Source organism: Clostridium sp. MF28 (assembly GCF_002969175.1).
In the GTDB taxonomy this organism is placed as follows: Bacteria; Bacillota; Clostridia; order Clostridiales; family Clostridiaceae; genus Clostridium; species Clostridium beijerinckii.
Genome location: NZ_CP014331.1, coordinates 901358 through 915173, shown reverse-complemented (window position 1 = coordinate 915173; position 13816 = coordinate 901358). Strand labels below are relative to the sequence as shown.

13 protein-coding genes are annotated in these 13816 nt (G+C 28.8%); 11 read left to right on the top strand and 2 right to left on the bottom strand.

Features of this window, described 5'->3' with window-relative positions:
* Positions 1-7: 7 nt before the first annotated feature.
* From AXY43_RS03870 to AXY43_RS03835, 8 genes are all read left to right on the top strand, one after another.
* Positions 8-1003, top strand: coding sequence for an NADH:flavin oxidoreductase (locus AXY43_RS03870; protein WP_077868484.1), 996 nt, complete (start codon positions 8-10; stop codon positions 1001-1003).
* Between the two features lie 122 nt (positions 1004-1125).
* Positions 1126-1632, top strand: coding sequence for a nitroreductase family protein (locus tag AXY43_RS03865; protein ID WP_077830516.1), 507 nt, complete (start codon positions 1126-1128; stop codon positions 1630-1632).
* Positions 1633-2147: 515 nt separating this feature from the next.
* On the top strand, positions 2148-3557 hold the full coding sequence (locus AXY43_RS03860) for an RNA polymerase sigma factor (protein ID WP_105411018.1): 1410 nt from the start codon (positions 2148-2150) through the stop codon (positions 3555-3557).
* A gap of 91 nt (positions 3558-3648) precedes the next feature.
* A complete protein-coding gene (locus AXY43_RS03855; RefSeq protein ID WP_105411017.1) occupies positions 3649-4080 on the top strand; it encodes a hypothetical protein in 432 nt (143 codons plus the stop codon).
* A gap of 42 nt (positions 4081-4122) precedes the next feature.
* Positions 4123-4398: a hypothetical protein gene (locus tag AXY43_RS03850; protein WP_105411016.1), complete on the top strand. Its 276-nt coding sequence runs from the start codon at positions 4123-4125 to the stop codon at positions 4396-4398.
* Positions 4399-4529: 131 nt separating this feature from the next.
* On the top strand, positions 4530-5135 hold the full coding sequence (locus tag AXY43_RS03845) for a hypothetical protein (protein WP_105411015.1): 606 nt from the start codon (positions 4530-4532) through the stop codon (positions 5133-5135).
* A gap of 108 nt (positions 5136-5243) precedes the next feature.
* Entirely contained in the window at positions 5244-6077 is an 834-nt protein-coding gene (locus tag AXY43_RS27525; RefSeq protein WP_181246109.1) for a hypothetical protein, read from the top strand.
* Positions 6078-6140: 63 nt separating this feature from the next.
* Positions 6141-6905 carry a hypothetical protein gene (locus AXY43_RS03835; protein ID WP_077868489.1) on the top strand — a complete coding sequence of 255 codons (765 nt, stop codon included), beginning with the start codon at positions 6141-6143 and terminating at the stop codon, positions 6903-6905.
* Positions 6906-7211: 306 nt separating this feature from the next.
* Here the strand turns inward: AXY43_RS03835 and AXY43_RS03830 are convergent, their stop codons facing one another.
* Positions 7212-7412 (bottom strand): YvrJ family protein, encoded by a 201-nt coding sequence (locus AXY43_RS03830; protein WP_012059349.1) that lies wholly within the window; start codon positions 7410-7412, stop codon positions 7212-7214.
* Between the two features lie 1131 nt (positions 7413-8543).
* Here AXY43_RS03830 and AXY43_RS03825 point away from each other — a divergent pair.
* Entirely contained in the window at positions 8544-9419 is an 876-nt protein-coding gene (locus AXY43_RS03825) for a helix-turn-helix domain-containing protein (RefSeq protein WP_087701761.1), read from the top strand.
* A 58-nt stretch (positions 9420-9477) separates the two neighbouring features.
* Positions 9478-10839, top strand: a complete 1362-nt coding sequence (locus tag AXY43_RS03820; RefSeq protein ID WP_105411014.1) for an MATE family efflux transporter — start codon at positions 9478-9480, stop codon at positions 10837-10839.
* Positions 10840-11072: 233 nt separating this feature from the next.
* Here the strand turns inward: AXY43_RS03820 and AXY43_RS03815 are convergent, their stop codons facing one another.
* Positions 11073-11645: a sigma-70 family RNA polymerase sigma factor gene (locus AXY43_RS03815; RefSeq protein WP_105411013.1), complete on the bottom strand. Its 573-nt coding sequence runs from the start codon at positions 11643-11645 to the stop codon at positions 11073-11075.
* A 407-nt stretch (positions 11646-12052) separates the two neighbouring features.
* Between AXY43_RS03815 and AXY43_RS03810 the strand changes: the two genes are divergently transcribed.
* Positions 12053-13759 carry an AAA family ATPase gene (locus AXY43_RS03810; protein WP_105411012.1) on the top strand — a complete coding sequence of 569 codons (1707 nt, stop codon included), beginning with the start codon at positions 12053-12055 and terminating at the stop codon, positions 13757-13759.
* Positions 13760-13816: the final 57 nt, after the last annotated feature.

Genomic DNA, 13816 nt, shown 5'->3' with positions numbered 1-13816 from the left:
AACTAACATGAGAACATTATTTGATAAAACAGTTATTAATAGGATGGAAATTAAAAATCGCTTTATTCGTTCAGCGACACAAGAAATTATGGCAGAAGAGGATGGTCACTTAAATGATAGGCTGTATGAACTGTATGAAAATCTTGCTAAGGGAGGTGTTGGTTTAATTATTACAAGTGGTGCTTATATTACAGCAGATTCTAAATCCATGCCTGGACAAATTGGTTTCTACAACGATAATTTTATAGAGGAATACCAAAAGCTTACAGATACAATTCATGGCCATGAAAGTAAAGTATTGCTTCAGGTGAACTATGCTACTAAAAACGGTCAAAATCTAAAAACAGATGATGTTTCTTTGGAAGATATAGAAGCAATCATTTCTGCCTTTGGAGATGCAGCAGCTAGAGCTGAGAAAGCTGGTTTCGACGGAGTAGAGATTCACGCTGCACATGGATTCCTTCTGAGCCAATTTTTAAGTAGTAGAACAAATATGAGAACCGATCAATATGGAGGAACTCTTGAAAATAATGCAAGGATAATTATTGAAATATATAATGCCATAAGAAGTAGAACAAGTAAAGATTTCGTTGTGTTTTTAAAAGTTAATAGTTTCGATGAAATTGATAGCGAAAAAGCTTTTGAGAGTTGCCAATATATCTGTAGTCAACTTTCTGATTCTGGAATCGATGGGATAGAAATAAGTGGTGAGGGTGAAGCTTCAGATTATAAGGAATCTATATACAGGGATTATGCAGCTAAAATTTCTGCATTAAATAATAATATCCCGATAATTTTGGTGTGCAAAAACAGAACACCTGACACTATGGCGCAGATACTAAATTCAACAGGGGTAGAATATTTTGCTTTATCAAGACCATTAATTCGCCAACCGGATTTAGTAAATCTTTGGATGAAGGATTTAAATGAAGTACCAAAATGTATATCATGTTCAAAATGTATGCAACCAAATGGAACATCATGCATTTTTAACAAAGATTGATTTATAATAAACATTTGTTAAAGATAAATAAATGTTTATGATTCAATTGTTACAATATCTGTATTTGTAAATACATTAGAGTAAATAATTAAGTAAAACTAAAATTTAAGGGGAGATGAAAAATGGATTTTTTAGAATTAGCAAAAAAAAGATACTCAGCTCGTAAGTATGACGGGAAAAAAGTTGAAGATGATAAGTTGGGAAAAATATTGGAAGCTGCAAGAGTTGCACCTTCTGGAAGTAACAAACAACCTGTTAAATTACTTGTATTAAAAGATGAAGAGGAATTAGAAAAAGTTTCAAAGGCGGCACGAATCTACGGGGCACCACTTATTATAGTTGCATGTGGTGATCACAATATTGCTGGAGTTATACCTTTTAACAACAAAAGTGTAGTTGATATTGACACAAGCATTGCAACTGATCATATGATGATGGAAGCAACCTCTCTTGGATTAGACAGTGTTTGGATTTGTAGTTTCGACCCAGAAGTTATCAGACGTGAATTTAATTTGCCTCATAATATTGAACCAATTAATGTTCTGGCAATAGGTTATGCAGTTGGAGAGCCAGCTTCTCCAAATCGTCATGATAAAACCCGCAAATCTTTAGATGATCTGCTTTTGTAGGAGTAGGATATTCTATAGATAATATTAATAAGTATAAACAATCAATAGTACAAATAAAGTTTAAAGGCAATAAACATTGAAAATTAATGAAGTGCCCCCCAAATGTTAGACATATGATACACTCATATTTAATATTCGGAGAGCACTTCATAATTTTAATTTCCCTCCCAATCTTTAAATAGAGAACCCGAATCTATGATTCGGTGTGAATCAGTTAAGCAGGCATCCAAATCTGTGATTTGATGATGATCGATTACTCTGTGAGTATCCAGCGAACGAATGTGAGTCGAGTTTCCTTATAACTATATTTCTCCAAAATTTAATATTTTCTGAAAGCTTATCATATGAGTCAAAAAGAATTATCTACAATAAAATAATTAGTCAGGCTAAAGAGAAGTAAAAATAAATGAGATAAGATATATATCAATTAATAAAATATGTACCACTAGTGAAATATATATAGTAAAATGTAATAAATTATGTAAAATACCATAATTAGTGGGGGAAATATATCTATGAACAATAATGAATTGGCACATTATGCTGAAAAACTTAGGGAAGGGGATATTAGTGCATTTGAAATTATTTATAATGAAACTAATAAACAAGTATATAACTTACTTTACAGTTACACCAAAAATGAACATACAAGTTTTGATTTAATGCAGGAAACATACTTGACTGTAAATAGCAAAATAGGAACTATAAAAGATCCATATGCTATTAAAAGTTGGATAAATAGGATAGCAATTAATAAAGCGAACAGATACTTTGAAAAGAATAAGAAAGAAACTTTATTGTCAGAAGAAGGAAAAGACTTGTTTGAAACTCAATTTGAGGAAGATGAAGAATTCTTACCGCAAGAAATTTTAGATAGCAAAGAAAAGCAAAAAATAATAAAAGATATAATTGATAATTTGCCCATAGAACAAAAAACAGCAGTGTATTTATACTATTTTGATGAATTATCATTATCAGAAGTAGCAGAAGATATGGAATGTTCAGAAGGAACAGTTAAAAGCAGATTAAATTATGCACGAAAGAAGATTAAAGCAGAAGTAGATACCTGGGAGAAAAAAGGGACTAAATTATATGGAACAGGAGTACCAGTATTATTATTACTTCTCCAAAATCAGCTAGGAATTGAACAAATTTCTTTAGATAAAGCTAATATACTACTGAAAGATATAGTTAATGGTATAAGTGGAAGTTCTGTAATTGGAACTGTACATCAAATTTCTAATGCAAGTTTATCAAGCAAAATCAGTGGGACAGCAAAAGTGACTAAAAAAGTTTTTGGAATTAAATCAGCTATAGCAGGGGTTAGTGCAACAGTTGCAATAGCAGGTGTAATATATGCAAATACAAAACCTGAACCAATAGATAAAAGGGAACATTTTTATATTACATATAGCGAATTAAAAATGGAGGATGGGGTTAGTTCAGTAGATATTCTTGATGGTGACATAGCAATAGCAAATAATCTTCCTGACTATAGCTGTGTAGAAATAATAAGAACAGATTATGATGAAACTGAAGGCGAAGATATTAAAGCAAATGTTGGAAATAGACAAGAAGATATTAAAATAACTGATGTGAATGGAAAACAAGGCAATATAAAATTAGAAAAGATGGATGAATGTCTTTCAATACATACTGAATCTAAAGAAGGAGATAAATTTATTGCATCAAAAGTTTTTACAGACGGAACTATTGCTAAAGTTAGCGGATATGATGAAAATATTGTTGGAATTATTAATGAACCAGATAAAAAGCAAATAGAAATTAATCCATTGAAGGAAGGAAATACAACAGTAGAGATAATAGATAATAGTGGATTAAAAGGGGAATTAAATCTAGAAATTACGACCATAGGCAATAATGGAAAACTTTATGTACACCGTCGTATTAAAAAATGCAAATAAAATATTAAAATAATAAAACCAAATAGTAAGTTCAAGTATCTAAATAATGAAAACAAAAATATAAAAACAATTATCAAGGGGGAAATAATCAATGGGAAAAGTAAAATTAACAAAAATAATAGCAAGTTCATTAATAGCAGTTTCAGTATTAGCATTAAATCCAATAGGAGCAAGTGCAGAGTGGAGGAAAGATAATACTGGTTGGTGGTATTCAGAAGGAGATGATTCTTGGGCTATAGGTTGGAGAAATATAGATGGAAAATACTATAATTTTGATTATAGTGGCTATATGCAATCTAATACTATAGTTGATGGTAACACATTAGATGCTAGTGGAGCAGTAATTAAAACAGGTGTAGGAACATTATCAAGGGAAGATTTTAATTTTGAAGGAACTGATACGACTAATTCATTAAAAGGATATAAAAATATAATTGATTGGTTTTATGCTAATGATTACGTAAAAGGCTGGGGATGTTATTTAAGTCAAAAAGATTCTGAGTATGGGAAAGATAAAAGTTAAACAAGCAAAGGAATTAAAATTGGTAGTTCATTAAGTGAAGTATTGGCTGCTTATGGAAATACAGAAATTAAAAATGTAACAAGCGGTGATATGCTTTATATGTATGGGGATTGGAAGTCAAATCCTGAGAAAAAATGTGTAACATATTCATATTATGAAGGAATAACAAGATTTAATATTAGATTCTATTTTGATGCTTCAGATAAATTAGTTGTTATAGCATATACAGTAAATGAAAGTACTTTTCCACAGGGAATTGATCAGGCTCAGCAATTAACTAATCAATATAGAGCTAAAATAAAAACTCTATCTAAGTAAATTTAGATACACTAATGTAAGTATTTTTTTGGTAATTTAGTGATAGCATTTTTTATAGAGTTTAAAGCTAAGTAAGATTTACTCAATACTTTTTAGCGTTGAGTAAATTCGTAACAGGGGGAGAAATAATAATGATTAAAAATAATTTAATAAAAACAATATCTTTAACAATTATAGCAATGTCTTTAACAATATCTAATTCGATTTATGCTAATGCAGAAGATACCATGAATATTGAACAAGTGAAATCTGAAATAGCAAAAACAACTGATATAACTACAAATGAACTTAAATTTCAAGGGGAAACAACAGTAAAAAAAGAATTTTATTACGAAGATAATTATTATACTAGTGCTAATCTTGCAGATGAAAAATTATATTATTTTAGTTATAGTGAAACACCTCATATTTCCTTTTATTATGGATTAACTTCAAAATATGTTTATGAAGAATCTCGAGGTACTGGAGGCGGAGATTTAACTTTATCAAAAGATGGAAATGTATATAGTTATTTTGAATTTTATGGAGGTAGCTACAATACATTACATGGATGGATTGGATGGAATGGCTGGTATAAAGCAAGTGATAATAAGTGGACATATTTTAAAGATGGAGTACTTCAAACAGGTTGGATTTATGATAATGGGAAATGGTATTATTGCTATAGTAATGGAGAAATGGCACATGATACAACAATAGAGGGATATACATTAGGTTCTAGTGGTGCTTGGATTTAATAATAAGTATAAGAATTAAGAGAATAAGTTATGAAAAATTAAGATTAACTGAGTGATATAAGAAGTGAGTAAATGTAAAGTATTGTATGAGTAAAGGGGAAATAATTAATGAAAAGATTAAAATTAACAAAAATAATAGCAGGTTCATTAATTGCGCTTTCAGTATTGGCATTAAATCCAATAGGAGCAAGTGCGCAGTGGAAACAAGATTCTAAAGGCTGGTGGGATTCAGAAGGAAGCAGTTGGTCTAAGGGCTGGAAGGATATAAACGGTAAATGGTATTATTTTGATTATGATACTGGGTATATGAAGCATGATGAAATTGTAGAAGGTTATTATGTGGATTCTAATGGAGTTTATGTAAATAATCCATCTGAAGAAATAAAAGAATATGCAAAAATAATTAAAAGTGATGATTGGTACGATAGAATAACTAACGGCATGAAATGGCAGAGAGGGTTTACTGCAAATAGTATGATAGAAGTAAATGCACCACTAAGGGGCATAGTTATGGATTTTAATAATGATGGTACTAAAGAAATGATAGTAACAAATGAATCTCAAAATTCAATTTCCGTAGTAACTTATAACAAAGGAAATATTAATGTACTAAAGAGTATTGATGTTACCTATGCTGAATACTCTGGATATAGTAAATCTGAAAATGTATTTTTTGTTTATGGCTACTTTCAGGGAAGTAAGGAGATTAAAGGATATAAAGTAGACAATAATGAGTTAAAAGAAGTGTATTTTTACTACGATTCTACCAAAGATCATACTGGTGGCCCACATAAAGGTTATTTTATAAGTGAAGAAGATTATACAAATAACAAAAGTGTTTCTAAAGATGAATATTATAATGCACTTGAAAAATTATATGAAAAGTTAGATAGTGAAGGTCAAAATAAAGTCGGACCACTTTTAGAAGATTTAGGTAAGTAGTGATTTAGGACAATCTATAAAGTTTAGAGTATTAAAGAAGTGATAAAAAGGGGAATAATTTATATGAAAAAAATGATTGCAAGTGCATTAATAGTAGCTTCAGTATTAGCATTAAATCCAATAGGTGCAAGTGCGCAGTGGAAAAGCGATTCTAAAGGTTGGTGGTATACAGAAGGTAATTCATATGCTAAAAATTGTTGGAGCTTAATAGATGGAAAATGGTATTATTTTGATTATGATGGTTATATGCTGCATGACATAATTATTGATGGATACTATTTAAATTCAAATGGAGCATATATTAATGAGCCTTCAGAAGAAATAAAGAAATATGAGAGCTTATTAAGTGATAAAGATTGGATTAAAAAAACTACAAATACAACTTCAATATATAACCCCATAATTTTGGATATAAATCAAGATGGTACTTCAGAGATGTTATTTAACTCAGAGTGTGGTTTGGGATTAGCTGGGGAATCATTATTTGTAGTTACATATGATAATGGAAATGTTAATGTAGAACAAATAGAAAATTCTCATGGTGATTATTATGGATATAGTAGTTCAGAGAAAGTATTTTTTATTTGTGGTGGAAATCAAGGAAATAATTATGCCAGAGGATATAAATTAGAAAATAATAAATGCAAAGAAGTATATTCATGTTGGGATAATGCAGGTAGATTTATAAATGGAGATGCAACTTATTATGTAAATGGACAGGAAGTTTCTAAAGATGAATATGATTCTTCATTAAAAAGGTTTGGAAAAATAGATAAAGGGGAAGGCGCAGAGGGAATAGTGACAGCCAATATGGATGAGTTTGAATAATAATTAGCTGCATCATAAAGGAAAAAGGTGCAAGCTGCAACAAGGCATTAGACTATTCCTTAATTTGGGTGCCAGATTGGCGCATAAGGCTTCACTTATATTGGATAAATCACTTAAGTATAGTGATATTAAAGAAATAAATGATGAACTTGAACTCAATCCAAAAGAATAATTTAATAGGATATAATCAAACAAGTTTAAAGTCAATAAACATTCAAAATCAATGAAGTGCCCCCAAAATGTTAGAAATATGATATACTCACATTTAATATTTGGAGGGCACTTCATAATGTTTATTGCCTTTTTTTAAGCTACGTTATGAGAATCATCATTAGGACTATCTGTATCAATAGCTACTCCAAGTTTAGCTGATATTATAGTATTTAACCTATTAATTGATGAGGATAAGTTATCAATTTGTCTTTCTAAGCGTATTAGCAAATATGCTGCTACAGCTATAGCAAAGCCATTGTTAACCATAAGATTAATTAAATCAGTTACCTGCATATATATCCACCTCCTTTTAATGGATATATGAATGTACATAAACAATTTTAAAATAGTTAATGAAATTATTATATATACGTTGCAAAAATAATTCTTCATCATAATTCTAAAAATATTACAAGAATTTTAGCCGCAATTGTGAATTGTGAAATGTGCATTGTGAATTGCAATATATATAAATAATAGATATAAAATAAATTATTGAGTTTCACGCAGCTGATGGATACAACAAATAGTGAGAAGAAATGAGCATTATAGATAACTCAACTATAATCTATACTTATGCGCATGCATCACCGAAATCATAAATATTTTGTTCCGAAAAGCTAAGAACCTTTAACAGCTCATTTTCAAATGTTTTCTACACAAATATATTTATAATTTCTAGTAAAGATATGAACTCAAGTTTTAACAAATTTGTAAATGCATATTACAAGCTCAAAACATTTAGTCAATATTCTTATATGGTAAAGAATATATATTCTCCACCATATTTATTCTTCAGAATACTAGAATATATATTCTGATATTCTAATATTCTGAAGAATATGCTGGAATAATGCGGGTTTTAAGGCTGTTGGCTTAAAAAAGTTCGATTTTTATGTGGTTTAAGATAGGAAAATACGTCTTAAATATTAGTGGAGAAAAATTTTAATCGCGTAATAAAATTATAGAGTGTGTTTGTTAAATGATTAGGGGTGAAATAAGAATTGAATTAAAAAAGAGAGAAGACTTTTGTAAAAAATAGATGGATCTGTAATATTTATTATAGCCTTTGGATTGATAGCAATGCTTATTTTTTCAATAAACGTAGGTTACGTATTGTTATTACATTACATTTGATGGGGGAGGGCTTGGGATAATGAAAACAGTTTTGAAATTTGATTAACATGTATATTATTAAAACAGTAAATTATAATTGAGGAAAATATAGGAAAAATAATAAAAAATTGTAGTATAATAATGATATGATATTCTAGTACTATTCTGCGAAAAACATAGGTACTTTTTTTTTCTCTAAGATAGGGTAATTATATCCATCAAATCTAGAAAAGGCAACATTGGTAGCTTTAAGTTTTATGTCATATAAGCTTAGATCAAGTAATTAAGAAAAATCTATGAGGTGATGTTATGAATACAAAGAATTATGTTTTGGATGCAATTGAATATTTAGAAAAACACTTGCTTGAGGGAGTTTCATTAGAACAACTTGCGAAGCAGTTTAATTTTTCTAAATTTCACTATGCTAGATTATTCAAAGCAGTGTTGGGAGAGAATATTGGGGATTATCAAATGAAGCGTAGGCTTACAATTGCAGCGATGAGATTATTAGAGACAAGAGATAGTATATTGAATATAGCTATAATGTGTGGATATAGTTCTCAGGAAAGTTTTACCCGTATGTTTAAGGCATATTTTGGTATTACACCAAAGGATTATCGTGACAATAAGATTGAATATTTAAATTTATATAAATATTCAATTACACAGGAAGACATCGAGAGGGTGATGTCATATGGAACAGCAACAGAATATCAAATAATACATAAAAATTCTTTTGAGATAACAGGATTATTGTATCATGGGGATAATAAAAAACATGATGTTGCACGTATTTTTAATCAAACTGCTCAAAAAGTGCAATTGGATAAAATATATAATCAAATTGATGGGGTTTACGGATTGGATTTTTGTAAAAATGAAGAAGTGAGGAGTTATGAGTTCGATTTTATCGCTGGAATTGATAGTCGATATTTTAGTCAGATTGACAGGAAAGATGCTGAATTAGTACATAAATATATACCGGAGAATGATTATGCAGTATATTCCTTAACAAATATAATCGAAAAGATACAGATTCAGATACAGAGAAACTGGTTTAGCTTACTTAATGATGAATTGTATGTCCCGTGCGATAATTACGCATATGAGTTTTATCCCAATGGTTTTGTACCTAATCAAAAAAATATTGATGCATATCTTTTTATTCCGATAACAGCAAGATAGGTCAAAAAATCTTTTACGCGGATTGTTATAATAAAGAAAAGTAAGAGGAGGTAATAATATGACTGAACTTGAAAATTTTATTCTGGAAGGTAGTATCAAAAAATTACTCTTTAAGTTTTCTATTCCTGCTATAAGTGTATTTTTAGCTAATGTATTATATAATATTATTGATGCAATTTTTATAGGTAATCAGCCTAATGGTAGCTTAGGAATTGCAGCTTTAACTATAGTTTTTCCTATTCAACAAATAATACTGGCCCTTTCTCAAATGATTGGAGTTGGAATTGCTTCTATAACTTCCAGAAGTCTTGGAGCTGGAAATAAACTAAGAGCAGAAAAGGCTGTGGGTACTGCATTAACATCCTCTATTCTATTAGGAATTTTAATTATGGTTGTAGGACTAGTTTTCATCAGACCCATGTTATATATTTTTGGTTCCTTGGAAAATATACTACCCTATGCTGTAACATTCTTTAGAATTACTTTATATTGTAGTGTTTTTTTTGTTTTTAGTATTATTGCCAATAGCATCATACAATCAGAAGGACATGCTAATATTGCTATGATAAGCATGATAATAGGACCTGTAATTAACATTCCTTTAGATTATATATTGGTTACAAGACTTCAATATGGGATAAAAGGGGCTGCCATTGCTACAGACATTTCGCAAATAATATGTTTCATATTTTTACTAGTATACATCTGTTTTAATAGCAAAATTTTAGGGGTAAAAGTTAAAAATTTAACAATTAATATAAAATTATTAAAGGAAGCGATTTCCTTAGGATTATCTATGTTTATGACTCAACTAGCTTATGGAATTCTAGCCATAGTATTAAATAATTCATTAAAAATTTATGGAGGATCTGACTTATATGTTTCTGCAATTGGTATATATAATCGTGTATTCGGGTTTATTACCATTACTATGTATGGAATTAGACAAGCTCTTCAGCCTATTATAGGATTTAATTATGGTGCTAAAAAATTCGATAGAGTAAAACAAAGCTTAAAGCTTGCAATTTTAGCATCAGTTATAATTTCATTGGTATTTTTAGTTATAATTATTGGTTTTACAAACAAAATAGCGGGTGCTTTTACATCTGATAATGAATTAATAGTATTGACGGTTCCTATTTTAAGATTACTGATACTTATGAGTCCTTTAGTAGGTGTTCAAGTAATTGCTTCAAGCTTTTTTCAGTATATTGGCAAACCTAAGCCTGCATTATTTTTATCAATAATGAAACCATTTTTGTTTTTAATACCATTAATGTTAATCATCCCAATATTTCTTAAAATCACTGGTATTTTTGTATCTGTTCCATTAGCTGATTTTCTTGCTGCAATGATATCTTTAATTTTTATATATCGTGAGATAAAAAAGATGAATAAATTAAACTTAATTCAAGGTTAGAGAATGGAATATTAGATAAATGTCAGGGATGTAGCCTTAGATATATTTGTGATGGAATTGATGAGGTGGTTGATAGCTATGTGGAGGAAACTACTGAGGTTATAAATAATTTTAGTTTTGAATAAAGTGTATATTTAATCTTCAAAATTGTGGGAATATAATATAAATCACATTGCAATAGTAACAGCTCCAAGGATAAAAAAATTAACCTTGGAGCTGTTAGACGTTTAGCTTTAATAATAAAATGAAATATTATTGTGGATTTTTCTTAGAATGTTTTTCTTTCTTACAATAGCAGTAGAATAACACATATTTTTTATATGAGCATAATCCAGAACTGTATAATTTTTAAAGAATACAAAATCTATAAGTTCTTTCTCATCTTTAGTTAAATTTTTTAGAGCTAGTCTTAAGTCTTCATAATCACACATTTCACATAATGAAGTCTCAGGAGAGATTTCTTGTGATGGGATGTCCTTTTCAAAATTATCATGTAAACTTAGAGCTTTATTACCTTCAGTAGAGTTTCTGTTTTTAATTCTCTTAATCAAATCATTTATATTATTTTTAATGGCATTGGTAGCATAAGCAACGAATCTATGCTTGTCTAAGTTATACATAGAGATAGATTTAAAAAGTGATTGATAACATTCCTGAATAATATCATATGAGTTATATCCATCAATGAAAGTTCTCTTTGAGATATTATAAATTAATGGCCTAAATTCTTCAGCTAATTTTTCTTTTGCTCCTTCGTCATTATCTTTGCACCTAGTAACTAAAGTTTCGATATAATTAAAATCCATATAAACCTCCTTCATACATAAGATCTATAAAATTAATGAATTATTTTACATATATTGTGTTTAATGTTAAATTAGTCTCTACATATAGTATATATGGTTAAATTACCTAGAACTTATATGGAAATTGAAAATTATTTAAAAGACCAGCAGAAGATCCACTATATTTTGGAGGAAATAATGTACCATGGATAACAGTAGAGGAGGTAACTAAAGATGAAGATAAGTTTCTTGATGACGTCTCTACGTATTTAACTGAATAAGGAAAATATATTAGGAAATAAAGAATAAAAAATCGCTTTAGTGTTTTATTAGTCTCGTGATTACTTCTTTTAATAATATATAAAATTGGATATAATGAAAATAGTATATAGCAAGAGGAAATTGGTGAGGAGAAAAGGGGCAATAAAATGAGAAAAAATATACAGATTGGAGCATCTGATTTTAAAGAATTAATAGAAGGAAATAATTTTTTTGTAGATAAGAGTTTATTAATAAAAGAATTTATAGAAAATGGAGCAAAAATTATCTTAACACCAAGACCAAGAAGGTTTGGGAAAACCTTGAATTTAAGTATGTTAAGATATTTTTTTGATATAAGAACCAAAGATGATACCAAAGATTTATTTAAAAACTTAAAAATAGAAAATGAAAAAGAGATAATGGAGCTTCAAGGGCAGTATCCAGTTATTTTTATTACTTTTAAAAATCAAAAACATATTTCATTTGAAGACTTTCAAGATGGAATTAAGGTGCTATTATCTAACTTATATAAAGAACATGAGTATTTGTTATATAGTAATAAGTTATCAGAATTTGATAAAAATGATTTTAAAGAAATAATTTCAAGAAAAGCTTCAATAGGTGTTTTATATGAGGGCATAAGCAATCTTATGGGATATATGAATAAGCATTATGGCAAAAAGGTAATGCTATTTATAGATGAATATGATGTGCCAATTCAAGAAGGATATTTGCGTGGTTACTACGATAATATGATTGTATCAATAAGAAATTTATTAACTTCAGCACTTAAAGATAATCCATATGTTGAAAAATCACTAATAACAGGAATACTTAGAGTTGCAAAAGAAAGTATTTTTTCAGGACTTAATAATTTAGATGTAAATACTATTTTAAGATATAATTTTAATGATAAATTTGGTTTTACAGAAAATGAAGTTTTTGATTTAGCTAATTATTATGAGGCAGTGGAAAAGATTGAAAATATTAAGAAATGGTATAATGGATATGTTTTTGCTGGAGAAGTAGTTTATAATCCATGGTCAGTATTGAATTATTTAAAAAATATTAAAGAAGGCTTTATGCCGTATTGGATTAATAGTAGCAGCAATGATTTGATTAAAAAATTATTAATTAAAGGCGATAAAAACATGAAACTTGAACTAGAAGATCTTATTGAAGGAAAATCTATAAATAAGGTGATTGACGACAGTATAGTAATGTCAGAAGTTGAAGATTCTAATGATAATATTTGGAGTTTTTTGCTTTTAAGCGGGTATTTAAAAGCTGTAAAGACAGAAAATATAAGAGGTAGATTAAACTGTGAACTTAAAATTCCTAATGAAGAAGTTCATATATTTTATGAAAATTTAATTAAAAAGTGGTTTAATGAAACTATGACTAATGAAAAATATGAACTGATGTTAAATATGCTTATAACTGGTGAAATAGAAATATTTTCGGGAATATTTAAGCAGTTTGTAATAAATAATTTAAGTTACTTTGATGTATCAGGAACTGAACCAGAACGGGTTTATCATGCTTTTGTACTTGGAATGCTGATATCACTTTCGGATAAATATGAAGTTAAATCTAATAAAGAAAGTGGATATGGACGATACGATGTTATGCTAATTCCAAAGGACATTTCTAAAATAGGAATTGTCATTGAATTTAAGAAAATAGATGATTTTTTAAAGACAACAATAGAAGATGGAAGCAAGGCAGCCTTAAAGCAAATAGAAGACATGAAATATTCACAGGAGCTTGAAAGCCGTGGAGTAAAAAATATAATAAAGCTTGCAATTGTATTTAAAGGAAAAGAAATTGAGATTACTCAGGCACCTGAAAATGGAAATCCTAGATTAATATAGAAGCAATGAGAACAGATGAGATGAATTTAATAAAATCTTATCTGTTTTTTGTCTTAA